The 23,598-nt window shown below is 68.7% G+C and carries 22 protein-coding genes; 13 read left to right on the forward strand and 9 right to left on the reverse strand.

Going from position 1 to position 23,598, the window contains the following annotated elements:
• Window positions 1-210 precede the first annotated feature (210 nt).
• Complete coding sequence (locus tag Ssi02_RS34265; protein ID WP_204031831.1) at window positions 211-816, reverse strand: hypothetical protein; 606 nt, start codon at window positions 814-816, stop codon at window positions 211-213.
• A 310-nt stretch (window positions 817-1,126) separates the two neighbouring features.
• On the opposite strand from Ssi02_RS34265, the gene Ssi02_RS34270 reads away from it, so the two are divergent.
• Window positions 1,127-2,371, forward strand: a complete 1,245-nt coding sequence (locus Ssi02_RS34270) for an aldehyde dehydrogenase family protein (RefSeq protein ID WP_239130260.1) — start codon at window positions 1,127-1,129, stop codon at window positions 2,369-2,371.
• Between the two features lie 45 nt (window positions 2,372-2,416).
• Here Ssi02_RS34270 and Ssi02_RS34275 read toward each other — a convergent pair whose 3' ends face one another.
• Both Ssi02_RS34275 and Ssi02_RS34280 read right to left on the reverse strand, forming a co-directional pair.
• Window positions 2,417-2,923 carry a TetR/AcrR family transcriptional regulator gene (locus Ssi02_RS34275; RefSeq protein ID WP_239130269.1) on the reverse strand — a complete coding sequence of 169 codons (507 nt, stop codon included), beginning with the start codon at window positions 2,921-2,923 and terminating at the stop codon, window positions 2,417-2,419.
• A 163-nt stretch (window positions 2,924-3,086) separates the two neighbouring features.
• The gene (locus tag Ssi02_RS34280; protein WP_204031839.1) at window positions 3,087-3,776 is read right to left on the reverse strand and encodes a TetR/AcrR family transcriptional regulator; all 690 of its coding nucleotides are present in this window, start codon (window positions 3,774-3,776) and stop codon (window positions 3,087-3,089) included.
• A 161-nt stretch (window positions 3,777-3,937) separates the two neighbouring features.
• Here Ssi02_RS34280 and Ssi02_RS34285 point away from each other — a divergent pair, with 161 nt between their 5' ends.
• Complete coding sequence (locus Ssi02_RS34285; protein WP_204031842.1) at window positions 3,938-4,657, forward strand: DUF2306 domain-containing protein; 720 nt, start codon at window positions 3,938-3,940, stop codon at window positions 4,655-4,657.
• 128 nt (window positions 4,658-4,785) lie between these two features.
• Here Ssi02_RS34285 and Ssi02_RS34290 read toward each other — a convergent pair whose 3' ends face one another.
• The 3 genes from Ssi02_RS34290 to Ssi02_RS34300 all read right to left on the reverse strand — a co-directional run bounded on the left by Ssi02_RS34290 (window position 4,786) and on the right by Ssi02_RS34300 (window position 7,799).
• Window positions 4,786-6,078: an MFS transporter gene (locus Ssi02_RS34290; protein WP_204031844.1), complete on the reverse strand. Its 1,293-nt coding sequence runs from the start codon at window positions 6,076-6,078 to the stop codon at window positions 4,786-4,788.
• Between the two features lie 89 nt (window positions 6,079-6,167).
• Window positions 6,168-6,539: an ArsR/SmtB family transcription factor gene (locus Ssi02_RS34295; RefSeq protein ID WP_445009413.1), complete on the reverse strand. Its 372-nt coding sequence runs from the start codon at window positions 6,537-6,539 to the stop codon at window positions 6,168-6,170.
• A gap of 420 nt (window positions 6,540-6,959) precedes the next feature.
• Window positions 6,960-7,799: an SDR family NAD(P)-dependent oxidoreductase gene (locus Ssi02_RS34300; protein WP_204031847.1), complete on the reverse strand. Its 840-nt coding sequence runs from the start codon at window positions 7,797-7,799 to the stop codon at window positions 6,960-6,962.
• A 312-nt stretch (window positions 7,800-8,111) separates the two neighbouring features.
• Between Ssi02_RS34300 and Ssi02_RS34305 the strand changes: the two genes are divergently transcribed.
• From Ssi02_RS34305 to Ssi02_RS34325, 6 genes are all read left to right on the forward strand, one after another.
• Window positions 8,112-8,249, forward strand: coding sequence for an acyl-CoA dehydrogenase N-terminal domain-containing protein (locus tag Ssi02_RS34305; protein WP_204031849.1), 138 nt, complete (start codon window positions 8,112-8,114; stop codon window positions 8,247-8,249).
• A gap of 347 nt (window positions 8,250-8,596) precedes the next feature.
• A complete protein-coding gene (locus Ssi02_RS34310; protein WP_204031851.1) occupies window positions 8,597-9,025 on the forward strand; it encodes a hypothetical protein in 429 nt (142 codons plus the stop codon).
• 172 nt (window positions 9,026-9,197) lie between these two features.
• Entirely contained in the window at window positions 9,198-9,323 is a 126-nt protein-coding gene (locus tag Ssi02_RS39510; protein WP_275410787.1) for a hypothetical protein, read from the forward strand.
• Between the two features lie 61 nt (window positions 9,324-9,384).
• Window positions 9,385-10,602 carry a YcaO-like family protein gene (locus tag Ssi02_RS34315; RefSeq protein ID WP_204031854.1) on the forward strand — a complete coding sequence of 406 codons (1,218 nt, stop codon included), beginning with the start codon at window positions 9,385-9,387 and terminating at the stop codon, window positions 10,600-10,602.
• Window positions 10,603-10,687: 85 nt separating this feature from the next.
• Window positions 10,688-12,847, forward strand: coding sequence for an NACHT domain-containing protein (locus tag Ssi02_RS34320; protein WP_204031856.1), 2,160 nt, complete (start codon window positions 10,688-10,690; stop codon window positions 12,845-12,847).
• Window positions 12,848-12,907: 60 nt separating this feature from the next.
• Window positions 12,908-14,872 (forward strand): DNA/RNA non-specific endonuclease, encoded by a 1,965-nt coding sequence (locus tag Ssi02_RS34325; protein ID WP_204031859.1) that lies wholly within the window; start codon window positions 12,908-12,910, stop codon window positions 14,870-14,872.
• A gap of 57 nt (window positions 14,873-14,929) precedes the next feature.
• Here the strand turns inward: Ssi02_RS34325 and Ssi02_RS34330 are convergent, their stop codons facing one another.
• A complete protein-coding gene (locus Ssi02_RS34330; protein ID WP_204031861.1) occupies window positions 14,930-15,814 on the reverse strand; it encodes a hypothetical protein in 885 nt (294 codons plus the stop codon).
• A gap of 49 nt (window positions 15,815-15,863) precedes the next feature.
• On the reverse strand, window positions 15,864-16,250 hold the full coding sequence (locus Ssi02_RS34335) for a peptidase inhibitor family I36 protein (RefSeq protein ID WP_204031864.1): 387 nt from the start codon (window positions 16,248-16,250) through the stop codon (window positions 15,864-15,866).
• 704 nt (window positions 16,251-16,954) lie between these two features.
• On the opposite strand from Ssi02_RS34335, the gene Ssi02_RS34340 reads away from it, so the two are divergent.
• The 3 genes from Ssi02_RS34340 to Ssi02_RS39105 all read left to right on the forward strand — a co-directional run bounded on the left by Ssi02_RS34340 (window position 16,955) and on the right by Ssi02_RS39105 (window position 20,444).
• Window positions 16,955-17,791 (forward strand): SDR family oxidoreductase, encoded by an 837-nt coding sequence (locus Ssi02_RS34340; RefSeq protein WP_204031866.1) that lies wholly within the window; start codon window positions 16,955-16,957, stop codon window positions 17,789-17,791.
• 87 nt (window positions 17,792-17,878) lie between these two features.
• Window positions 17,879-19,879 (forward strand): ATP-binding protein, encoded by a 2,001-nt coding sequence (locus tag Ssi02_RS34345; protein ID WP_204031868.1) that lies wholly within the window; start codon window positions 17,879-17,881, stop codon window positions 19,877-19,879.
• Between the two features lie 304 nt (window positions 19,880-20,183).
• Entirely contained in the window at window positions 20,184-20,444 is a 261-nt protein-coding gene (locus Ssi02_RS39105; protein WP_307825856.1) for an ATP-binding cassette domain-containing protein, read from the forward strand.
• Between the two features lie 6 nt (window positions 20,445-20,450).
• Here Ssi02_RS39105 and Ssi02_RS34355 read toward each other — a convergent pair whose 3' ends face one another.
• Window positions 20,451-21,563: an alpha/beta hydrolase family protein gene (locus Ssi02_RS34355; protein ID WP_204031873.1), complete on the reverse strand. Its 1,113-nt coding sequence runs from the start codon at window positions 21,561-21,563 to the stop codon at window positions 20,451-20,453.
• Window positions 21,564-21,729: 166 nt separating this feature from the next.
• Here Ssi02_RS34355 and Ssi02_RS34360 point away from each other — a divergent pair, with 166 nt between their 5' ends.
• Window positions 21,730-22,920 carry a sensor histidine kinase gene (locus tag Ssi02_RS34360; RefSeq protein ID WP_204031876.1) on the forward strand — a complete coding sequence of 397 codons (1,191 nt, stop codon included), beginning with the start codon at window positions 21,730-21,732 and terminating at the stop codon, window positions 22,918-22,920.
• The gene (locus Ssi02_RS34365; RefSeq protein WP_204031878.1) at window positions 22,917-23,570 is read left to right on the forward strand and encodes a response regulator; all 654 of its coding nucleotides are present in this window, start codon (window positions 22,917-22,919) and stop codon (window positions 23,568-23,570) included. Before Ssi02_RS34360 ends, Ssi02_RS34365 begins: the two co-directional genes overlap by 4 nt.
• Window positions 23,571-23,598 lie beyond the last annotated feature (28 nt).

Here is a 23,598-nt window from a genome sequence, read left to right on the forward strand (position 1 = left end):
TGTTTACGAGGGGGAGGATGTCAATGCTTGGTCTGCGAGCGGGCGGGTGATGAGGTCGGTGACCTCCATCGCATCCATAAGTCCAACGGTAACGGCATATCTCCGCCCTTGGCGGGCAGAGTGGGGTGCTCATCGTGTCAGGTGGAATGCGACCAAAGCCCTGTGTCCTCCTCAAGGTCGTTTGAGGAGGACACAGGGTGCGTCGCGCCGTCAGGCCTGGTAACGGCAGACCAGGGCTTCGGAGGAATGGCCGATCGCGGCTACCACCGGGCGGCTGGCCGGGCGGTCCAGCCAGGCGCAGGCGGTGTAGGGGTTGAAGTCGATGTTGCCGGAGTTGCGTAGGCACAGGAAGCGGCCGTTGCGGTAGACGCCGATCCATGAGTCCGAGGCGACCTGCTGGTTGCAGTAGCCGCCCACCGACACCGGGCTGTGGATGACGTCGACGGTGGTCGGCGGGGGCACCGTCGGGGTCGTGTCATAGCGGCAGGTCAGCGCGTCGGTGGGGTGGGCGCGCCGGGCGGCGAGCACCGGCCGGGCGTTGGCGCGGTCGAGATAGCTACACACGGCCACGGGGTTGACGTGGACCCTGCGGAACGGTTGGCCGGGTTCGGTCACATGGCAGGCGAGGCCGGTCATCTCGAAGGGGGCCACCCAGGTGTGCGGGCTGACGTGGGCTCTGCAGTACTCGGCGGTCGACACGGGGCTGTATGTGACCTCGACGTAGCTCATGGCGCTGGCGGTCTGGACGGGTATGACGGAGAACGTGACCACGGTGGCGAGCACGCCGAGCACGGAGGCGACTAAGCGTCGGAACATGGGTGACCTCTTCACAAATACGGGGGAACATCACGCGCGGCAGGCATGGGTGCTGTGGAGCGTTCGTGAGTACCCCCGAGAGCCGAAATGTCCGCACGGCATTGCTCAAGGGCAGACGGGGATGGCATGGTCGTCAAGCACGCAAACGGGAGCGTTCCGAAGTGCGGCAACCAGGTGCGTTTCGCCTTGCACACGCAGTATCAGATAGGAAACCTTCCTATGCAATAGGGGTTGGAGCGGATTGAATATCATGGCGCTCCAAGCCCCGTACGGCGGAAGCCGCACATACGACATAGAAGGCTCAAAGCCTGTGAACTCCACTGACGTCGTTCAAACCGTGACCGAGCTGGGCGCGGCAGCAAAGGCCGCCGCGCCTCACCTGCTCAAGGCGAGCGACCACACGATCGTCGAGGCGCTGGCCGGCATGGCCCGCCTGCTCAAGACCAACGAGGGCGCGCTGCTCGAAGCCAACGCGGCCGACGTCGCCGCCGCCGCGGAGTCCGGCCTGTCCACGGCGCTGACCGACCGGCTGCGGCTCGACGCGCAGCGGCTCGCCGCGATGGCGGCGCAGCTCCAGGACCTGGCGGCGGCTCCCGCGCTTGACCGCCGCCGCGTCGTGCGTGATCTCGGTGACGGGTTCGTCGTGGAGGAGTGGCGCAGGCCCGTCGGGGTGATCGGGGCGACGTTCGAGGCACGTCCCAACGTCGTCATCGACATCGCCTCGCAGTTGCTGCGTTCGGCGAACGCCGGCGTGCTGCGCACGGGCGGCGCGGCCATGCGCTCCAGCGCGGCCCTGGTGGACCTGGTCATCGGCCCGGCGCTGGCGGAGCAGGGCCTGCCGCCGGAAGCCGTGCAGCTGATCCGCATCCCCGACCGGGCCGCGGCCTTTGAGCTGGTGCGTCATCCGTCGCTCATCCCCCTGGTGATCGTCCGCGGCAGCGGCGAGACGACCAGGCTCCTCGGGCGGGAAGCCGCTCACCACGGGGTGCACACGCTGGCCCACGCCGACGGCGGAGGGGTCGCCTACATCGCCCGCAGCGCCGACGCCGCTATCGTGCACGAGACCATCCGCGCCAGTCTGGACCGGCTCGGCGTCTGCAACCGGCTCAACCTGCTCCTCATCGACAGGGCGGCGGAAACGACGCTCTGGCCCCCGGTGCGCGAGCTGCTGGGCTCGCTGGGCATCCGCGTCGCGAGCCCGGAGGCCTCACGATCCCGTGGTCACGAGTGGGCCAACGACGACGGCAACGAAGCCACCGTCACCGTCGACTGGGTGGACTCCGCCGAGGAGGCCGCCGGCATCGCCAACGAGGAGACCTCGGGGCTGGCGGCGACGGTCCTCACCGCGGACGCCGCCGAGGCGCAGCGGTTCATCACCGCCTACGGTGGCACCGGCGTCTTCTGGAACACCACCACCCGCCGCCTGGACGGCTACCGCCTCCTAGGCCTACCCGAAACCGGCATCAACGTCGACCACGTTCCGGGCCCCCGAGGCCCGGTCACCTTCCACGACCTGTGCCTGCGGCAATATGTCGTCGTCCCGCAAGAGGGATAACACCAGCGGCAGGCCTTCCCGCGGTCTCCCCCTGACGAAGGTCGTTCACCCGGACGGCCAGGCGCGGGTCACATAGCGTGCCGAGCTCAGCAGCCGGGCGCCGTCCACCCCGTCGCGGGCCTGGGCGGCCATGCCAGTCAGCACGGTGTCGACGAACGCCGCGAGGCCGTCGGCCTCGGCGTCCGATGAGAGCTCGCCCTCGGCGGCGGCCCGGCGCAGGCGTGCGCGGATCGCCGAACGTGTCTTCTCGCGCCGCGCGGCGAGCCTGGGCTCACCCATGACCAGGCAGCCGGGGGGACTCCCCGGCGCCGTGAAGTGCTCAAGCGAGGAGTGCAGCAGGCGCTCGATCGCCTCACGCGCGGTGGGCGCCGACAGGTCGCGATCCAGGGCCTCGTCGAGATGCACGGTGTATAGCGCGCACGCCTCCTCGAACAGGGCTTCCTTGTCACCGAACGCGGCGTAGAGGCTAGGCGCGGCGATGCCGGCCTCCGCGCACAGCTGCGCGACGCTCACCCCGCCGTATCCGCGCTCCCAGAACGCGCGCATCGCCATCTGCAGCACCGGGGCGCACCGCTCCTGACCGGCGCGGGCCTCCCATCTAGGGGAGGTACGGCAGAAGCCCGCTTCGCCGGGTGCCCGGAAGAAGGCCGGGCACCCTGCCGGCCGCAGTGGAGGCGGCGGCGCGAGCACGACGAGCGGCGAGCAGGCCGGATGCTCAGTGTGTGACCCGGTCGAGCCGTTCGAGAAGCACCCGGATCTCGTTCTCGAAGATGGCGTCCGCGTCAAGGTTCATCGCGGCGAAGCCCCCACCGAGTTCGAGGCTGACCACGCCGTGCAGGCGTGACCACAGGGAGACGGCGAGCTGGAACTGCGAGTTGCCCGCGCTGCGCGCGGCGAGCACCTCCTCGTGCGGATATGGCACGGGCCTCTCGGCGGGAGCCTCGGCGCTGTCGAGGTCGTGCAGAACGCCCAGCACGATCGCCATGAGCGACCTGGCGGCGCCGGCCAGAGGCTCGGTGTGCGCGTCGTAGCCCGGTAGCGGCGGCTTGAACAGCAGCTCGTAGCGGTGCGGCTCGGCCAGCGCCCAGGCGCGGTAGGCCCTGCCCACCCGGCGGATGCGCTCTTCGGCGCCGGTGGCGGGCTTGCCGGTGTCGACTTCCCGCGCCAGGGCGTCGCGCAGGTCGTGGTAGGCGTCGATGACCAGCGCGGTCAGCAGGTCGTCCCTGTTGGCGAAATAGCGGTAGAGCGCCGAGCCGGACACTCCGAGCTGCTTGGCGATGGCGTTGAGCGAGATCGCGTGAGCGCCGCCAGCGGCCAGTTGCTCCAGAGCCGCCGCCTTCACATCCTCACGGACCTGCTCACGGAACCGTTCCCGCATGGAGGTGTGGGGACCTGCTGCCGACATGCTGCTCCTCCTTGCGTGCCCCGCAACTATAACACGCTGACATAGAAGTCAAGATCTCTCACTAGAGGTTGTACTTCTTCCTTACATGGGCAATCATAATTTCCGAGAGAACCTCTCTCTAAACGGATAGGGGCACGCGCTCAGCAATCTTGGAGTTGACCATGACCACTGCTTCCGCCGCCAAGAGCACCCGCCGCCGCCGATGGTGGGCCTTGTGGGGGTTGATGGCCATATCCGCGATCGGCATCGCCGCCTATGCCGTGCCCCCGTACCTATCCGGGGACCCGGCCAACAGCAACGTGCCGGTCGACCCGGATGTGGCACTGCACTACCTGTCCCTGGGGGTGCACGCTCTTCCCGGCGGCCTCGCCTTGATCATCGGGCCGCTTCAGTTCGTGTCCAAGTTGCGCGTGAGCAGACCCAAGCTGCACCGGATGCTGGGCCGGATCTACATGATCTCCATCCTGATCGCCTCCGCCGCCGCCTTGGTGGCCGCCACGGTTTCACTCGGCGGATTCGCGATCCAGGTCGCGTTCTACATCCTCACGGTCGCCTGGTTGTACACGTTGGCCAAGGCATACCGATGCATTCGCCGCGGCGAGGTACAGCTGCACCGGATCTGGATGATCCGCAACTATGCCCTGACCTTTGCCGCGGTCACCCTGCGCGTCTATCTGATCGCCGGCTTGCAGCTGAAGCAGGTGATCCCCTCCCTGGAGTTCGACCAGATCTACACCGCCGCCGGCTGGGCGTCCATCCTGGGCAACGTGCTCGTGGCCGAATACTTCATCGTGCAGCGCACCCTCGCCCCCCTGGCCCGCCGCAGGCAACGCCAGGAGTCCACCCCGGCCACCACCCCGGTCCCGGCGGCCCAGAGCTAACGGCCCGTACGGCGCAGCCGTCTCGAAGGCTTCGCCGTACGTCGATCCAAGCCGGGTCGCCACGGTGAAGATCACGCCCCTGCTCTCGGAGACGCCGAGAGCAGGGGCGGCGCGGGTCGTGTCGGCGGTCAGACTGTCTCCCGGCGCCTCGCGTGGGCGTGGTGGAGGTGGCGCAGGCTGCGGGGGCCGGGGGCGTGCCGCGGGCGGCGCGGGGTGGCGGGAGACACGCGGGCGGGCCACAGGATCCGGGTGGCGACGGCCGCTGTCAGGCCGATCACCGTGAGCGTGGCGGCCGCCGCCGTCATGCCCGACTCCGACGCCAGCCACCCGGCCAGCGGATAGGTGAGCAACCACGCCGCGTGCGACAGGGAGAACTGCGCGGCGAACGCGGCCGGCAGGTCGGCCGGCGCGACCGAACGCCGGATCAGCCGGCCTGTCGGGGTGAGCACCGCGGCGGTGGCGGCGCCCAGCACCGCCCAGGCGGCCAGCATCACCGGCCAGGAGAACACGCCCGCCGCCAGGGTGGCGGTCACCGTGAGGAGGCCGCCGACCAGGGTGTACGCGCCGGAGAGCATCACCGTGCGGTCGCCAACCCTTGTGAGGACGCGGGGCAGGAGCAGTGCCACGGCCATGGACCCGGCCCCGAACGCGCCGAGGGCGAGTGAGGTGTCGCCGGCGCCGCGCTGGAGATAGTCGCGAGCCAGGACCACGGTGTTCACGATGACCATCGCACCACCCGCGGCGACCGCCAGGTTCAGCGCGAGCAGCGCACGCAATTGCGGAGCCTTCCCAAACAACCGCGCCCCGAAGGTGGCCGCCGCGAAGGGCCCGCCGGTGCGCTCGACGGGTTGCGGCTTGGGCAGGACCACGAAGACCACGAAGGCCGCCGAGGCGAGGAACCCGAACACGGTGCCCATGAACAACCAGTTGTACGTGATCAGCGAGAGCAGCCCGGCGGCGAGAACCGGGCTGAACAGGCTCTCAAGGTCGTAGGCCAGCCGCGACAGTGTGAGCGCCTGGGTGTAGTCACGCTCGTCCTTGAGCAGTTCGGGGATGGTCGCCTGGAAGGTCGGCGTGAAGGCGGCGGACGCCGCTTGAAGCAGGAAGATGAGCACATAGATCTGCCACACCTGAGTCACGAACGGCAAAGCCAGCGCGACCCCGGTGCGAATCAGGTCCGAGCCGGCCAGCAGTGTCCGGCGCGGGATCCGGGTGGCGAACGCCGCGACCAGGGGCGCGATGCCCACGTAGGCGACCATCTTGATCGCCAGCGCGGTGCCGAGGACGGCGGAGGCGTCGGCTCCGGCCAGATCGTAGGCCAGCAGGCTCAGCGCCACCGTGGCCAGACCGGTGCCCACGAGGGCGACGACCTGGGCGATGAACAGATGACGGTAGGTGCGGTTGCGCAGTACCCGAAGCATGACCTGCTCCTCGATTTAACATGTGCATTGATGTGCACATGTTGAACCTTGGAGGAGGTCAGGAGATTCCCGTCCGGGAGGAGAAAAGCTCAGGCGTGCCAGGGGTCGCCCGTCACCTTGTGCTCGGCATGGCTCAGCGCCTCGATGACGAGGTTGCGCAGATGCCCGTCGCGCAGCGAGTAGACCACGCGCCGCCCCTCCTTACGCGACCGCACCAGATTGGCCAGGCGGAGTTTGGCCAGGTGCTGGCTCACAGTGGACAACGACGCGCCGCTGGCTCCGGCCAGGTGGCTCACATCCGACTCCCCCTCGGACAACAACCACAGCAGGTGCAGCCGCGTGGGATCGGACAGCAGGGCGAACACCCCGCTCGCGGCGTCCAGCTGCGCCCGGTCGGGCGCCGGCCGGTGGCGATGGACCGCGGGCGACGAGGAGTGGTCGTGCTCCGGCATGGTGCTCATAGTAGGTCCCCGAACCCATCACAGCTCCAAGGCGCCGAGCCGCTGCGTGAGATATAGGAGCGCTCCAGGAACACCCCGCCTTCCGACCCGGCTCCCCAGCCGGTGTGCGGGGGAGGGAAGTCAACGGGTAGCCCCTGTCTGGGTACGAGTAGTGGTGGACTCGAACATTGCCGTTTGGGTGGCGGTGCAGGGCGGGGGGTGGGTAGCGTTTGGGGTGCCTTGGTGTTCGGCGCGTGCACCGGGTGCGGAGAACGGGGCAGCATCCTGCAGCTGCCCCGGTTCGGCCTCCACTCCGCTTTCTCCGCTTCTGCGCGTCAGGCGGTCGGCTCACTTCCGGCTGCTACTTCTCTCCAGCCGGATTTCCCGGGTGCGCCAGCACCGCACCCCCACTAACCGCTAGGACCCGGGGAGCCCGTCGGGTCAGGCGGCATCGTCGTATGACGTGGCGAGGGACTTCTCCTGCCAGGTCGCCATGTCATCCTCCAGTGCTTCGATCTTGAGCTTCTGGCGTTCGATCGCGTCCCGGCCAAGGGCCAAGTGGCCGGGGAGTTTGTCCTGGCAGGTCACCTCGTAGATCAGTGCGGCACCCTTCACCGGGTCGCCGAACTGGACGTGGTTGTTGGTGGCCGCCCACTCCAGCATGTCGTGGGCCGGAGTGCCGGCGTAGGCGTCGATGCGCCGGGCGGAAAGGGCCATGGAGCTCTCGTCGAGGAAGTCGGTACGGAAGACTCCTGGCTCCACGACCATGCTCTGGATTCCAAACGGCGCCAGCTCCGCCGCCAGGGCTTCGCTGATGCCCGCGACCGCGAACTTCGTGGCGCAGTACATCCCGGCCCCCGCGGCCCCTTCAAACCCGCCGCGGGACCCGATGTTGACGATCTTGCCCCTTCCCGCCGCCCGCATTCCCGGTAGAACCGCACGAGTGACGTTCATCAGCCCGAAGACATTGAGGTCGAACAGCGAACGCACCTCGGCGTCGGTGTTCTCCTCCAGTGCGCCGAACAGGCCCCGGCCCGCGTTGTTGACCAGGACGTCGATGCCGCCGAAGCGTTCGACCGCCGCCCGCACGGCTCGATCGATGTCCTCCTGACGGGTGACGTCGAGGGCAACACCGAGTACACGTCCGGACCGCTTCAGGTCGTCCGGCAGGTTGTCCGGGTTACGGGCACCCGCGACCACGGCCTCGCCGCCCGCCAGAGCGGCACGCGCGATCTGCAGGCCGAGGCCCCGGGAAGCGCCGGTGATGAACCACGTGGACATGCAAAAACTCCTCTTCCTGATAGGGAAGGCTCGGCCCGGGAGCGTGTCCCGGCATCCGGCCCGGCTTCCACTGAACCAGCTCCCGGCAGCCGGTACGGGCGGCAAAATGGCCCACCTCATCAGGGGACAAACTGGGCCACCTTACCGGGAACTTGCGTGTGATCAAGGCGCGACACCGGATGACCCGCCATCCCTCACCGGTCGCGGCGGTATACGGGGCCCGCCGGAGCCTCAGCGCCGGCGAGCGCGACGTTTCGCATGATAGGAGGAGCGCCACACTGCCCGGCAGGGCTGCTATCGGTAGGACTTCCCATGCATGAACTCGCCGCCGAGGAGGGCCAGATCGTCGATCTGGTGCGGGAGTGGGGCGAGCGGGAGGTGAAACCTGTCGTCCAAGACCTCGAACACTCCAACACCTACCCCGCGAAGCTCATCGAGCGTTCGGGCTGACGTGTGGGAGCGGCAGGCCGAGACGGCTGTGCGGGACCTTGGCGGGTGCGCATGACGGCACGGGGGCCATCGTCACTGGGTGAACGGATAGCGCGGGCTTTGCCGTGGCGTGCAGGATTTCCACGCAGTCTGTGCATTGGATCTTCCGGTCGTGTGGCGTACAGATAGCTTCTAGGTCCCCCCAGGGCAGCGCTCTGATCCCGACCCCCACTCCTGAACGGCGTGGCGGGGACGGGCTGTGCCGCAAGCTGCCCAAGCCGTCACGCGCTGCCACCGTGCCCTGTGCCGAGGCGCCCGCGCGCGGCGAGGGATCTGATGGAACAATCGATCAAAACGAAGGAACGATCTTGATAAAGCTGTTCCGTAGCGTGCTCGTTCCCATCGCCGTTGTCATCGGCGTTCTGGCCGCGGTCGCGCCCGCACCGGCAGCCGCGACCCATAAGCAGAACTTCACCGTCTGCTTCAAGAACTCCGACTGCAACATGGGCTTCACCACCGGCACCATCGACTGGGTCGGCGGCCCCAATGTGGACGGCGACGGCCTGGTGATCGGCAAGGTGGTCAACCGCGCCAACAGCGACTACTCCACCACGGTTGTCTACGAGGCGTATGTCGGAGACAACAAGAGACACTCAACGACCCGGACCGTCAAGGACGGCAGCAAGACCATCACTCCGTTCCACTTCTCCCGGCCCGTCAACCGGATCAAAATCACCGTGTGCCAGAACTTTCGGACAGGGAAGCGGTGCGGGACTCCGAAGCACTACTCCCACTGATCTCGTCGTGGGATGAACTGCAGCGCTGGCTTTACCGTACGGTCCGACCCAAATCAAACGCCTGCTTACTAAGCTCTCGAATATTCCAGGGGTCATTGAATATTGAAAGATTCCTTTGCCGGCGTCTTGTCGATATAGGGCTACAATAAACGGGACACGAAGGGAGATTGTCATGGGAAACTTCGTGGACTATATCTCGGTTGAGTCGCTGGACAGGCGTGCTCAGCACCTGACCCAGGCCGAGCATGAGCGGCTGGCGGAGCTGCTGTCCACCATGACCGGCGATGGCGGGCGGTAGGACGCGTCAGGATCATCGGGATTTGAAATCCCGTTCCCGGGGCTCCGCAACGGAGCGCACGGTGTCATTGGCCGAGGCCGCGAAACGGGGGCTGGCGGCGCTGGCCGTGCTGGGCCTGCGGAAGGAGTCCGCGGACGTGGGCCGGGGCCGCGATCCGACCGCCTGGCGGTGCGGGTTGTACGCCGACGGGGGAGACGTCTCTCCGGTCGCGTTCGGGATGGGGAAGGGCCGCCCGGAGGAGGCCCGCGTAGGCGCGCTGTTCGAGGCGGTTGAGCACTATCTCACCGGCCCCGCCTGGTTCGACTCCACTGCTGTGGAGTTGGCCGGGCCCGCCGGGCTCGCGGCGGGGCCGTTCCATGAGGACGCCTGCGCGCCGCTGCTGGCCGGGATGCCCGGCCGGCGGATGGCCTGCCTGCGATACCGCCCGCTCGGAGGACAGGGCGCGGTGCTTGTGCCGCTGTTCCTGTCCGCCCCCTGGTATGTCGAGGCCGGTGCCGCGCGGCTCCGGGACCTGACCGGGGACGACTGCGACTACAGCCACCTGGTGCGATACAGCTGCAACAGCGGCTCCGCCGTCGGTGTGGCCGCCTCCGAGGCGCTGCTGCACGCCCTCAACGAGGTGATCGAGCGGGACGCATTGTCCCTGTTCCTGGTGCGGGCCTTCCTGAGCGATGGCCGCTTCCGGCCCAGGCTGATCGATGCGGGGACACTCCCGTACAGCACAGCCCAGGCATACGCCACAGCGGAGGATGTGACCGGATCACCTGTGCAGTTGCTGGACATCACCAGTGATGTCGGCGTGCCGACCATGATGGCGTACACGCCTCCCACCTCCCGGCATCCGCACCGGCGCGGCACCGGGACGTCGCTGAGTCCGGCCTACGCCGCCTGGCGCGCGCTCACCGAGCTCATCCAGGTCACCCTCGGCGAGAGCCTGTCGCAGTCCGGACCTCGCGGTGATCTGGCGGGGCTGGCGGCACATCCCGCACTGCATGCGTGCGGGCGGTTCGATCTCACCGGCCTCTTGGGTGAGGCGCGTGTGGTCGCCTTTCCACAGACCGCCGAGGCGGGCGAGCCCCCCGAGGGCCAGGTGCGGAGGGTGGTCACGATGCTGGCCGCCCGGGGCTACACGGGCTATCGCCGTACGGCTCGCGCCCTCGCATGCGGGGTCACCGCCGTGCACGTGATTGTGCCGGGCTTGGAGCGGTTCATGCTGGTCACCGACGGCAACCTGGTCATCCCCGGCCCTAGGGGGCACGCGATTGCATCTTCCGAATGAATGAGGCAGTCGGCTTTTCCGGTTTATAAACCTGCCCGTGAGGACCTTTGGTCCTCTCCGCGAGAAACGTACTTACACTAAAATTATGTCATCGGCCTACTGGCGGCGGAATCGCAAAGCCAGGGAAGCCCTGCTCGGTTTCCTGCTCCTGGCCGCATCCACCGCCTTTCTGATATGGGTCCTGAGCCAGCAATCGCGTGGGGCGTCGACGAACGTGGTGGGATTCGTCGCGGTCGTGTCGGCGGTGGGTGGCGCGGTGACGCTGGGCAACGGCTTACTGCAGTTTCTGTCATGGTGGCGTGGGCGGACAGCGCCCGCGCCCGCGCCGACGTCGGCGGACATCGGCACCGCGAAGGACATTCTGGCCGGCCTCGTGATCGAGCAGTGGCGCGACGAGACGGCCCTGCGCTCGCTCTGCGATCCGGAGCCCATGCCGCTGCCCTGGCGGTCGACCGAGCGCCGCGAACTCGTCGACCATCCCGAGATCATCGCCAGGGGCAGTGTCGCCTTTTCCGGCTTGAGCGTGCACATTGCAGACATGGCGCGCAACTTCCGCGCACTTCGTTGCCGTCGGCTGGTCATATTGGGCGATCCGGGCACCGGCAAGACGACACTGGCCGTGCAGCTGGTGCTCGAACTACTGCGCACACGGCAACCGGAGGAGCCGGTTCCGGTGCTGCTCTCGGCGGGACGCTGGGACGACCATCTCTACCCGCACCTGCGGGACTGGCTGGCCGCGAGCCTCGCGGCGGACTATCCGGCGCTGCGCGCGGAAAGCCTCGGCTCCGACATCCCGGAAACGCTCGTCGCCCGCGGCGAGGTGCTGCCCGTCATCGACGGACTGGACGAGCTGCCCGGCTCCGCCCGCGTGGACATGCTGACCACGCTGAACCGCTCAATGCGCGAGAACGATCAACTCATCATCACCTGCCGCACAGAGCAATTCGCGAAAGCCGTCGAGGAGATCGGTGACGTCCTCACCGCGACGGCGGTCATCGAGCCGCAGCCCATGGCTCCTGCCGCGGCTGCGGAATATCTGCGGGCATGCCTGCCCCCCGTGCCGCATCCCGCCTGGCCCCGGGTCCTTGAGGCGCTGCGCGAGGGCACCACCCCCGCGTTGTCCGAGGTCACCTCGACGTCTCTCGGGCTCTGGCTGGTCCGCGCCACCTACATCGCGCCGCGGGTGGATCCCGCGCCGCTGCTGGAGCTCGGGCGCGGCAGCGCGGGGGAACTCCACGACCACCTGTGCGACAGACTCATTCCCGCCCTGGTGAGTGCCCGCCCACCCGCCGACAACCAGCCTTTCCGGCCCCGGCACGCATGGGGTCCCGAGCAGGTCGGCCTCTGGCTCACATACCTGTCCCACCAGCTAAGGCTCAGCGAGGAGGACTTGCGCGACATGGCGTGGTGGCATCTGGCGCGCCATACCTCCAGCCGCACGGTCCGGGTGTGGTCCGGCATCGCGATCGCGATCGGGGCCGGGGTGGCCTTCTGGCTGCTGACCGAGTCTCCTCACGCCGGCGCGGCGATCGGCCTGGTGTCCGCACTCGTGGTCCTGATCGTGATCAGGTCGTGGTTCGGCGAGCCGCCTGGCCACGCCGACTTCCACTTCCGCGGCAGGCTTCCCCAGCTCCTCGGCGTCCTGCGGGACGGGCTGATCGTCGGAGCCCTGGGGGCTGTTGTCGGGGCCTTGGGGATGATCGTCGGCTTGTACGTGGCCAAAGGGATAGGCGACGGAAGCGGCGCTTTGGAAGCCGCGAAACAAGTCGGCCTGTTGTCCGGCATCGGGTTCGTCGTCGTACTCAGCCTCATCCGCTGGGTCGAGCACCCCACCACCACGACGACCGCGAGATCTCCGCGCTCGACCTGGCGGGCCGACCGGACCCTGACCGTCATCCGGATCTTCAGCGGGGTCTTGGTCGGAGCCGTGGGTGGGGCGATCGTGCTGCCAAAGGTCGGCCTGAAGGCGGCAATCCTGGGCGGGCTGGTGGGACTGCTGCTGGGTCTCGTCCTGGGACGCCACCACGCCTGGCTGGCATACAAACTGACGGTTCTCCGCCTGGCCACCAAGGGGCGGGTGCCGCTGCGCGCGATGGACTTCCTGGACGACGCCCACCGCCTGGGCCTTCTGCGCACGGAGGGGCCGTACTACCAGTTCCGGCACATCGAGTTGCAGCACCATCTCGCGCATGGGCGACAGGAGACGACCGGGGAGGAAGCACAGCAGCCGTCACAGGGCAGGTGACGCCGGCTCCCCGGTAGCACCGGAGAGCCGGGAAAACACCAGGGCCAAAGGGGGGCAGGCATGACCTCGATCGAAGAGACGCCCACCGCGCTGCTGGAGGATGTGGCGGCACGGGTGGCCGGCAGGAGTGAACAACGCCACCGGAGAATCGCCGTGCTCGCCGAACCGGGCGGCATCGCCCGCGCCGACGAACCCGAACGGGTGGCCAGCCGCATCGACCGGCTCAGCCGCCACTACCCGGGTGTCCGCCCCATCGACCCCGCCGCCATAACCGCCGCAGAACCGGCTGCAGTGACGGCGGCGGCGGACCTGCTGGAGCGCATCATCAACACCAACGACCTGCTCCCCGTCGGCTATCTGGAAGGCGGGGCGCTCGCGGCGCGGGCGGTCGCCCGCGTGGTCGTCCGCGACGCCCGCGGGCGTCCTGCCGGCTACGGCACCGGATCGCTGATCTCCCCGGATCTGCTGCTCACCAACCATCACGTGCTCAGCGACGCCGCCACCGCCGGATGGAGCGGCGTCGAGTTCGACTACCAGGACGGCGTCGACGGACATCCCCTGCCGCTGCGGAGGTTCTCCCTGGACCCCGGCCGGTTCTTCCTCGCCGACGAGGAACTGGACTTCGCGCTGGTGGCGGTGAAGGCCGGCGCGGGCGAACTCGCACGGTTCGGCTTCAACCGGGTGATGGCGGCCGAGGGCAAGGCCATCGTCGGCGACTTTGTCACGATCATTCAGCATCCGGGCGGGGAGAGGAAGCAGGTCGCCCTGCGGGAGAACCGCATCGTCGACATCCTGGACCTGTTCCTGCACTACCAGACCGACACCGAGCCGGGCTCCTCCGGTTCCCCGGTCTTCAACGATCAATGGGAGATCGTGGCCCTGCACCACGCCGGCGTTCCCGCTCCGGACCAGGGCGGCGTCATCAACGAGGGCGTGCGTATCAGCCGGCTACTGGACTTCCTGCGCGGTCAGGCGTTCCCGCCGGCTCAGCAGGCCCTGCTCGACCGGCTGTTCACCGAACGCATCGGCCTCCAGTCCCCCACCCCGCCGGCCGAGCAGGGGGAGACGGTGACGCTCACTGTGGCGGCCCCCTTCGACATCCGGCTCCACGGCGAGCCGGTCGAACCACGCGGTACGGCAGGAGCCAAGGCAGAGGCGATCCAGATCGATCCCGACTACTCACACGGCCACGGCTACGACCCGGACTTCCTGCCGGGCAGCCACCGGGTGCCGCTCCCGGAGCTGGACCCCGGCCTGGTCCCGCTGGCGGCCGTCAACAGGGACGCCGGCGACGGGCACGCGCATGTGCTGGACTACCACCACTTCAGTGTGGTGATGAACCGGCAGCGGCGGCTGGCCTTCTTCACCGCGGTCAACATCGACGGCGAGAGCAGCGTCCGCATCCGCCGCGACCCCGACCGCTGGATCTTCGACCCGCGCCTGCCCGACGACGAGCAGACCGGTGAGGAGGTCTACCGCGACAACCCGCTGGACCGCGGCCACCTGGTCCGCCGCCTGGACCCCGCCTGGGGCGCCCGCCACACCGCGGCCAAGGCCGGCAACGACGACACCTTCCACTTCACCAACTGCACGCCCCAGCACAAGGACTTCAACCAGAACCGGACCACCTGGGCCGGCCTGGAGGACTACATCCTGGAGAACGCCGACACCCGTGACCTGAAGGTCACCGTCTTCACCGGCCCGGTCCTGGCCGACGACGACGACCCCTACCGCGGCGTCCAGCTACCCCGCCAGTTCTGGAAGGTCGTGGCGATGACCAAACAGAACGGCGACCTGTCGGCCACCGGCTACCTGCTCAGCCAGGATCACCTCATCGAGGGACTGGAAGTGGCGCCCGGGGAGTTCTCCTACGGCGCCTACAAGACCTACCAGGTCCCCGTCCAGCGCATCGAGGATCTCACCCACCTGTCGTTCGACAGCCTGAGCGACGCCGACCCGCTGGCACACATGGAGACGACCACCACAGCTCGGGAAATCAACGACCCACGCCAGCTCACCCTCTAAAAGCGGCGGAGGCCGCTGCTGTCGATGCCACTCCACCCTGAGCGAGAACGGCGCTCCTTACTGTTCGGAATCAGACCGAGGGCTTTGCGCGATAATCCGACGAGCGGTCTCAAGCTGCTTCACCTTGACCGCCCGCAATGCCGGGAACCTCTGCGGGTGGGCACGGATGACGTCGTTTTGGAGGCGAGTCTCGGCCGCGGCCCAGACCGACACGAGACCGGTCTTCTCTTTGCACCTGACGTCCGCCTGGGCTGCGCGGATCTCCTCCGCGGTGGTCTGGCCCGTCGCCCAGCGCTTGTCGGTGACGGCGGAGAGCGGGTCCGGATAGCGGAGACCTTCGCCCACCATGCATTCGCTCCAGGCCCTGAACACGCGGGTGACCTTCCCGTCGCGCTGAGAGGCGTCGAAGGTGGTGAAGATGATCTCGTTGAAGAACGCGGCGTCGGCTTTCGCGGGCCCCGTCACCATGCGGGCGCGTGCCTGGTCGCGACACCGCTTGGCGGCGTCGCGCACCTTCGGTGGTGCCGCCTCCATCCGCACCCGGTGGTTCGCCTTGTGCGCGGCCACGGCAGGCCGGTCAGGGGGTAGGTGATATCCGAAGACATCCGCCATTTCTGATTCGATGACGCCATAGCGGCGGCGGTGCGGCGGGGCGCTCTCACTCTCCGCCGGGCCCGGCAGGGTCCGCCAGTCCAGGCCGAGCCCTCGCATGCAGTCGCGGACGAGGAGATCCTCGGCGACCTCCAAGGTGATGACCTCGGCCGGGCTGAAGTTGTAGGCGTCGAAGGGCAGTGTGAGCTGCCGCGCCTGCCGGCCGGGTTCCGGAACGGCGACTTCCCGCAGGTGCTTCGACGGCGCGTCGGCCTGTGTCTCCGCGCAGCCGGAGGCCGCTCCGGCGAGGAACACCAACACTGAGATCGTGCGCCATCGCCGGATCGGCATCTTTCTCTCCCGGATCGGGGTGGCCGTGGTGTGCACCGCAGGAGTTACGTCACATCAGGAGCGAGGAGGTCTTGTTGTCGAAGCCGTTGTTCGTCAAATCCTTGTCCGAGCTGTTCGGCGCCGCAATATAACCCACCGCGCCTACACAGTTTGCTCGGTCGTAAAACCAAACGCTCCGGTCGTAACCATTCCGCATTGAACTCGCCCAGTTATTATATTGAGGTGTAAGGGTGTAGCATATGGCGGGACGGAGCGATAGCCAAACGGAACCTCCGCCCAATACGCTGTAGTTGTCGTCCTCGTACAGACACACATTGTTATCGCATATCTCGGCGGCGACTGCACCGGCAGTGGCCGGGGAGACAGGGCCGAGTCCCAATACTCCTGTAACGCTCAGCGACAGAGTGCTGATGGCTAGTGCGATTTTGTGCTTCATCTATATCCTTTCACCGCTACGCGAACATTGACGCCGTGCTCACTATCTGTGGCGGGGACCCCGCGAACAGAGTGGACCTCTTATGAATAAGGGCAGACGGAGACAGCGGGAAAGAGCGGTGCACGGATTGCACGAATTTCGTGCACGCTATGTCAAGAAGCGTGTGGTCAGTCCGCGATGTGGATGACGGACTTGCCCACGTGCCCGCTCTCCGCCATGTCGTAGAGGGCCTCGACGGCTTGCCGCCGTGGCGCCGGCCGAGCCCGACGGGCTCGCCACGGGATCGTTCCGCGAGGACGCCTGCGCGCCGCTTCCGGCCGGGATGCCCGGCACGCGGATGGCCTGCCTGCGCTACCGCCGCCTTCGGCCGGCACGGGTTTGCCGGGCAGAGATGTGGCTTGCGGGCTGCCGGTGTGGGCGCCGCGGGTCTAGCGATCGCGCCATGCCTGCGCAAAACTCAAGCCATTTTGCGTTGCCTTGAGATAGCCTCATAAGTGATGCATACTCCCAGACGCTAGAACCTCTCACAGATCAAAGAGAGTCGTGCGCGGCTCTGCCGTACGGAAAGCGGATCCAGCCGTGGGCGCAACCGGCCAGGTCACAGCGCACCTGCGGGGTGATCCCACGCAGCCTGGCTACGGCCGTTACGGTCCGGACGGCATGGGCGCCCCGCTCTCGCACTACGCACCAAAGAGGAGTTCGATATGACCGATCGGAAAGTCGCGCTCGTAACGGGAACGTCCAGCGGGATCGGCCTGCACACCGCCGTGGGTCTGGCGCGTATGGGCATTCACGTCGTCGCGACGATGCGGGACACCGGCCGGGCCGGCCGTCTGCGTGCCGAGGCCGCCGAACAGGGGGTCGACCTGACGATCCGGAGACTGGACGTCACCGACCGCGACCGTGCCCGGGCCACCCTCGACGAGGTGGCGGCCGACTTCGGGCCCATCTCGATTCTCGTCAACAACGCAGGCCAAGCCGTCCTCGGCACCCTGGAGCAACTCGACGACGCCGCCCTCCAGCGGCAACTCGACGTCAATCTCCTGGGTGCCGCCGCGCTCACCCGGCATGTGCTGCCGTCGATGCGCGAGTCCGGCGCGGGCCGGATCGTCAGCGTCACCAGCGACGGCGGAGTCGTGGGGCAGCCGTTCCTCGACGCCTATTCCGCCTCGAAGTTCGCCCTCGAAGGCTTGATGCAGTCGCTCGCGACGGTAGCGGCCCGCTTCGGGATCGCGGTCAGCGTGGTCGAACCTTCCTATGTCGCAACAAACATGACCGAGAACCTGGATGCGACAGCGCTCGCCAACCCCGACGATCCCTACCGCAGCCTGGCGGAGAAGTACGCCCAGACCGCCACCGCCGGCATGGCGCGGGCACAATCGGCTCAGGAAGCGGCGGCGGTCGTGATCGAGGCGGCGACGACCGGCACACCCCGTTTCCGCTGGCAGACCTCCGAGGCCGCGGTCGCCTCGGTCGGCCTGTCCCTCACGGATCTGGACGGCGGCGCCGTCGTCAAGGCGATGTCCACCTGGCTGGACTGAGACAGAACATCACCTGCCTGTGCTGAAGCGGCCGTTCGCCGGGAGTTCCATCGGCGAGCCGGGGGAAGAGCTCGGAGGTTTGGGCGTATGTCAATGGAGATTGCCTGCCGGTCCGGCGTGCTGGGATGGCGGGTGCAGGCCACGCGTGAGCTGGCGTTCGTGGGGCGGGAGGAGGAACTGGAGGTCTTCCGCGCGGCGTTGCGCGGCGAGGGGTGCAGCGTTCTATATGTGCATGGTCCCGGCGGGATTGGAAAGTCGGCCCTGTTGCGGATGTTCGCCCGGGAGGCCGCGGCGGTGGGGCGTGCGGTGACGAGTGTCGACGGGCGGATCGCGGCGTTGTCGCCCGCGGCGTTCGAGGCTGAGGCGGAGCGGGTGCTGCGCGACGCCCGCGCGGTGTTGCTGGTGGACGCGTTCGAGCAGGTCCAAGGGCTCGAGGGGTGGTTGTGGGAGGGGGTCCTGCCGCGGGTGCCCATGGGTGCGCTGGTGGTGATCGCCGGACGGTTCCCGCCGGACATGCGCTGGCGGGCCGACCCCGGGTGGGAGGGGGCGCTTCAGGTGCTGGCGTTGCGCGGGCTGAAGCTCGCGGACGCACATGCCCTGCTGGATTTCAGCGACGTGCCACACGAACTGCGCGAGCCGGTGCTGGCCTTCGCCGGCGGACATCCGCTGGCCCTGCGGCTGGAGGCCGCCGCGGTCAGGAACGGCACGTCGTCGCGGCACGATGTGGTGGCCGCGCTGCTGGACCAGGTGGTGGGGCAGGTGCCGTCGGCGGCGCACCGGCGCGCCCTGGAGGTCTGCGCACACGCGTATGTGACGACCGAGGATCTGCTGCGCGCGGTGCTGCCGGACGACGCCGATGCGCTGTTCCAGTGGCTGCGCCGGTTGCCGTATGTGGAGTCGAGCGGCCTTGGCCTGTTCCCGCACGATGTGGTGCGCGAGGTGCTGGAAACGGACTTCCGATGGCGGGACTCGCCGGCATACGCCGACATGCACGACCGTATTCACGCATATTTAGCGGACAAGATACGGACCGCGGCCGATCCCGATGTGCCGGGCGCGGTGGGGGCCTTGTTCTATCTGCACCGCGTCGACGGGCCGAATGCCGTGGTCCGCGACGCTCACCGGGAATCCGAGATCCGGGAGGACGTGCTGCGGGCCGGGGACACCGACATGCTGCGCCACCTGGCCGCGGAGGGCGAAACATCGGCCTTCTGGGCACAACGCCGGCCGGAGTCGTTCCGGATCTACCGGCGGGCCGCCACCGGCGAACCGGTGGCCTGCTGTGCGTGGTTGTGCCTGCCCAAGCTCGACGAGGAGGAACTGGCGGCCGACCCGGTCGTGGCCGCGGCGTGGGCGCACGCGCGTGCCACCGCGCCGCTGCGCCCCTGTGAGCAGCTGACCGTCGGCCGGGTGTGGCTGCTACCCTCCGGCCGCGACGATGCGCAGGTGGCGGAGCTGATCACGCGGCGGCTGATCGGCAACTGTTTACGTACAGACCTGATGGCGTGGTCATATATCGCGCAATGGGATCCAAGCCCTGACTCGGTGGAGCGATTCCGGCACCTGGGCATGCCCGACGTCGCGGAGAAGCCTCAGCAGGGACAGCCGGCCTACAGCCTGTTCGCCCACGACTGGCGGGCCGCTCCCGCCTCGGCCTGGCTGGAGCGCCTGAACAGGCCACCCGTCACCGACACATACGCCGCCGGCGCGAAGCTGGTGGTGCTGTCGCGCGCCGAGTTCACCGAGGCGGTCAAGAAGGCGTTGCGCCAGATCTCGCGGCTCGACGCGCTGGCCGCCTCCCCGCTGACCCGCACCAGACTGGTCACCGAGCGGAGCGGCCAGGACCCGGCCACGGCCTTGCACGATCTCCTGCGCCAGGCGATCGACGGTCTGCGCGACGACCCGCGCTCGGTCAAGTTCCACCGGACCCTGTCGGCCACCTTCCTGAGCGGCACGCCTACTCAGCAACTGGCCGCGGAAAAACTCGGACTGCCCTTCACCACCTTCCGCCGTCACCTGACGGGGGGCATCGAACGCGTCTGCGCCGACCTGTGGCACTGCGAACTGTACGGTGGCGTAACGCCATGACCGAAAAGGCTGACTCAGGTTGGGTTTTGGTCAGGCTTTGATCTGTCAAGTGGACAGTGAAGAACCCTGAGTTGCCTCCGATCCGAGTACGTCACCAACCGGGGGCAAGGAGTCTTCCGTTGAGAAACAACAGCACCCGCGTGCTGCCCACCCTGCCTGCCGCGGCGCTGACGACCAGCGCCTGCGGTGCGGACAAGACCGAGGCCGCGGGAAGCGCCAACGGTTGTGACACAAGCAAGGGCACACTCGTCGTGGGTGTGATCGCGCCGATGTCGGCGGGATGGGCACGGTGCCGGGTGCGGTCGTGGGCGCAGGAGCGAGGCGCGGGCGGTCGAGCGGGCCCGCGCCGAGCCGGCGTTCGTGGGACTCGGGCCCCGAGGGCCCCTGGCCGGCCCGCAGCCTGCCGTACGGTGACCAGCGCCGTCTGGAGATCGCCAGAGCGCTGGCCGGCGACCCGGTGGTGCTCATGCTCGACGAACCGACCGCGGGCATGAACGCCCAGGAGACCACGGCCATCCGGACGCTGATCGCCGACCCGCGCGTACGCGAGGCATACCTCGGTTGAAGGCGCTCAGCGCCGGTAGGAGACCTCGGGAAACTCCGCGGACGGGCCCTCCAGCAGCGGGGCGGGCTTGCCGAGCAGGTGTTGTTCGAAGAAGGCCGCCGGGTAGGCGCGCTGGAAGGCCTGGGCCTGCTCGGGGGCGATGGTGCCGACGAGCTCGGTCAGTTCCGCCTGGCTCAGCCCGAGCCGGCCGGCTGCCGCCCGGATGAGCACGACGTCGTCCCCCATCGAATTGTGCGCTGCGCCGCGGATGGTGAGATGCAGCCGCCAGCCACTGAGCTTCTCCCAGAATCGGCGCACCGCCGGGTTGGTGGCCATGCCGCCCTTGCCGGGGGTGTCCACCAGGAGGAAGGGCCGGGACAGCCCGTTCGGCGCGGAGTCGTGGGCGCCGAGTTTGGCTCCGTCCAGGCCCATCCCGGCTCTGATCCGCCGATCGCGCAGCATGGTCGCGGAGGTGGTCCATGCCCCGAGGGAGTGGCCGAACATGCCGATCCGGTCAAGGTCGAGCAATCCGTACAGGTCATCCTCCCGGTTCAGGTCCGTCAGCCGGTCGAGGACGAAGCGGACGTCGGCGATGCGTACGGCAACCGCCTGCTCAAGGTCGGACGGCTTCCGCCCGAGCACGACGCGCCCGCCGGGGAAGGAGACCACGGCAGCGTCGTGGGTGTGGTCGATCGTGACAACGACGAAGCCGCGGCTCGCCAACTCCTGCACGACGGCTGTGCCGTAGGAGCGGGAGGCGTCCAGGCCGGGGGAGTAGAGCACGACGGGCAGCCGCCCCAGGGCCCGGGTGACGGGCGCTCCCTCGTGCCCATGGGTGCGGTCCAGGCGGATATCCGTCAGGCCGTTCTCCTCCAGATACTGCTTGGCGGCGTCGGCGGGCATCCAGGGGGCGACCGGGAAGCCTTGCACGGTCCGCGCGGGATACCACACGCTGATCATCAGCTCCCGTCTGCCGCCCGTCCACGGGTCGGTGCGGGCGCCGTCCTCCAGGCGCATCGTCCTGGTGCCCACCGGGTGCGGGCCGGTCGGGGCGGGCAGGTTCAGCGTGTACGGCGCAGCCGGGGCGCAGGCGACCGCGCAGGACAGCACGACCGCGGTGAGAAAGAGGCGTCGATCCATGTGTCCAGGCTTTCTGGCCCGGCCGGTCGGCGCCTCGTACGGCGGAGCGAACATCTCCTCAGCCCAGGAAGGTAGCCGCGGGGTCCTCCCTGGGGAGTACTACCCCACCGGGATGACGTCCCGATGGGCGATGACCCCGGCGAACCCGCCTCGTTATCGTGCTCAAGTGAGCGAGGCACGACCTTTGATCATTCGGCGGCTGCGCCCAAGCCATTGGCTCGCCGTGGACGCGGTGGCGGCGCTGCTGCTAGCCGCTGCCTTCGGCCTGGCCTCCTGGCTGGCGGAAGGCGGGCGGTGGAGCCCGGCGCTCGCGGTGGTTCTGGTCGCCACGTTGCCGCTGGCGGTGCGCCGTCACCTGCCGCTGCCGGTGCTGGCGCTCACCCTGGCCGCCGCGGTGACCGCGCCCGCGCTGGGGTGGGATGAGCCATACGTCGCCGTCGCGGTAGCCGCGCACGCCGTCGCGCTGCTGGAACCCCGGCGGGTGGCGGCAGTCGCACTGGCCGGTTCGCTCGTGGCGACCGCCGCCGGATTCGCGGTCGCGGACTGGACCCGGATGCCGGGCGAGACCCTGTTCGGCTGGCTGCTGATCGCGTTGGCGTGGACCGTGGGACTGGCCACCCGCGAACAGCGGGCCTACGCGGCACGGGCCGCCGCCCTGGCGGCCCGGCGGGCGATCGAGCAGGAGCGGCTACGCATCGCCCGCGACCTGCACGACGTGATCGCCCACAGCCTGAGCGTGATCTCGTCCCGGGCGGGGATCGCCGCCCACCTCGCCCCGGAGCGGCCCGAGGAAGCCGAACGAGCGCTGACGCTGATCGGGGAGATCAGCCGCTCGGCACGGGCCGACATCCGCCACCTCCTCGGCCACCTGCGCGAACCCGGAACGCCCGCGCCCGAACCCCTCAGCCTGGAGGCACTGCCCGACCTGGCCGCACGAGCGCGGGAGGCGGGAGTGGAGGTCGACCTGAGGGTCGAGCCCGGCCTGCGGGTGCCGGACGCACTGGCGCTGACCGTCTACCGCATCTCCCAGGAGGCGCTTTCCAACGTGGTACGGCACGCCGCGCCCACCCGGTGCGACGTATCCCTGACCCTGACCCCCGAAGGCGAGCTGGATCTGCGTGTTGTCGACGACGGGCGAACAGCCGGCCACGGGCCCCCCGGGTTCGGCCTGCTCGGCATGCGGGAACGCGCCGAGTCCTTCGGCGGCAGCCTCAGCGCGGGCGCACGGCCCACGGGCGGCTTCGCCGTACACGCCCGTTTCCCGATGGGAAGACAAGCCCGATTCCCGATGGCAGGAGAGACCCGTTTCCCGATAGCAGGACAAACCCGATTTCCGACGTCGGGACAGGCCCGATGACGACCGTGCTGGTGGCCGACGACCAGCCGCTGCTTCGTGCGGGCTTCCGCCTGCTGATCGACTCCACCCCGGACCTGGTCACCGTGGGAGAGGCCGCCACCGGCCGGGAAGCGGTGGAGCTGGGCCTGGCCCTGCGACCCGACCTGGTGCTCATGGATGTGCGCATGCCCGGCCTGGACGGCATCCAGGCCACCCGCACCCTGGTCCCTGCCGGGGTGAAAGTGCTGGTGCTGACCGCCTACGACCTCGACGAACACGTCCACGCCGCCCTGCGCGCCGGCGCGGCCGGCTTCCTGCTCAAGGACGCCCCACCAGAAGCCCTGCTGACCGCCATCCGGCAGGTCGCGGCGGGCCAGGCATCCCTGGACCCTGGCGTGGCGGCCCGCCTGATCGCCGAATTCGCCCGCCGCCCCGACCCCGGCGCCCCGGAAATCGGCGACCTGGCCACGCTGACCCCCAGGGAACGGCAGGTACTGACACTGGCCGGCCGCGGCTGGGACAACCGCCGCATCGCCACCTACCTGGACTTGCGCGTCGCCACCGTCAAGACCCACATCAGACACCTCATGGCCAAACTCGACGCCCACGACCGGGCCCAACTGGTGGTCGTGGCCTACGAGAGCGGCCTGATCGCCCCCGGAGGCCGGTGACAACGGTCCGTCAAACCAAGGCCACTAC

Source organism: Sinosporangium siamense (assembly GCF_016863435.1).
In the GTDB taxonomy this organism is placed as follows: Bacteria; Actinomycetota; Actinomycetes; order Streptosporangiales; family Streptosporangiaceae; genus Sinosporangium; species Sinosporangium siamense.

Excerpts from the sequence above, each read along its gene's own strand:
- Ssi02_RS34265 (WP_204031831.1), bottom strand. The coding sequence starts at position 816 with ATGTTCCGACGCTTAGTCGCCTCCGTGCTCGGCGTGCTCGCCACCGTG.
- Ssi02_RS34275 (WP_239130269.1), bottom strand. The coding sequence starts at position 2,923 with ATGGCGATGCGCGCGTTCTGGGAGCGCGGATACGGCGGGGTGAGCGTC.
- Ssi02_RS34280 (WP_204031839.1), bottom strand. The coding sequence starts at position 3,776 with ATGTCGGCAGCAGGTCCCCACACCTCCATGCGGGAACGGTTCCGTGAG.
- Ssi02_RS34285 (WP_204031842.1), top strand. The coding sequence starts at position 3,938 with ATGACCACTGCTTCCGCCGCCAAGAGCACCCGCCGCCGCCGATGGTGG.
- Ssi02_RS34290 (WP_204031844.1), bottom strand. The coding sequence starts at position 6,078 with ATGCTTCGGGTACTGCGCAACCGCACCTACCGTCATCTGTTCATCGCC.
- Ssi02_RS34295 (WP_445009413.1), bottom strand. The coding sequence starts at position 6,539 with ATGAGCACCATGCCGGAGCACGACCACTCCTCGTCGCCCGCGGTCCAT.
- Ssi02_RS34300 (WP_204031847.1), bottom strand. The coding sequence starts at position 7,799 with ATGTCCACGTGGTTCATCACCGGCGCTTCCCGGGGCCTCGGCCTGCAG.
- Ssi02_RS34305 (WP_204031849.1), top strand. The coding sequence starts at position 8,112 with ATGCATGAACTCGCCGCCGAGGAGGGCCAGATCGTCGATCTGGTGCGG.
- Ssi02_RS39510 (WP_275410787.1), top strand. The coding sequence starts at position 9,198 with ATGGGAAACTTCGTGGACTATATCTCGGTTGAGTCGCTGGACAGGCGT.
- Ssi02_RS34320 (WP_204031856.1), top strand. The coding sequence starts at position 10,688 with ATGTCATCGGCCTACTGGCGGCGGAATCGCAAAGCCAGGGAAGCCCTG.
- Ssi02_RS34325 (WP_204031859.1), top strand. The coding sequence starts at position 12,908 with ATGACCTCGATCGAAGAGACGCCCACCGCGCTGCTGGAGGATGTGGCG.
- Ssi02_RS34330 (WP_204031861.1), bottom strand. The coding sequence starts at position 15,814 with ATGCCGATCCGGCGATGGCGCACGATCTCAGTGTTGGTGTTCCTCGCC.
- Ssi02_RS34335 (WP_204031864.1), bottom strand. The coding sequence starts at position 16,250 with ATGAAGCACAAAATCGCACTAGCCATCAGCACTCTGTCGCTGAGCGTT.
- Ssi02_RS34340 (WP_204031866.1), top strand. The coding sequence starts at position 16,955 with ATGACCGATCGGAAAGTCGCGCTCGTAACGGGAACGTCCAGCGGGATC.
- Ssi02_RS34345 (WP_204031868.1), top strand. The coding sequence starts at position 17,879 with ATGTCAATGGAGATTGCCTGCCGGTCCGGCGTGCTGGGATGGCGGGTG.
- Ssi02_RS34355 (WP_204031873.1), bottom strand. The coding sequence starts at position 21,563 with ATGGATCGACGCCTCTTTCTCACCGCGGTCGTGCTGTCCTGCGCGGTC.
- Ssi02_RS34365 (WP_204031878.1), top strand. The coding sequence starts at position 22,917 with ATGACGACCGTGCTGGTGGCCGACGACCAGCCGCTGCTTCGTGCGGGC.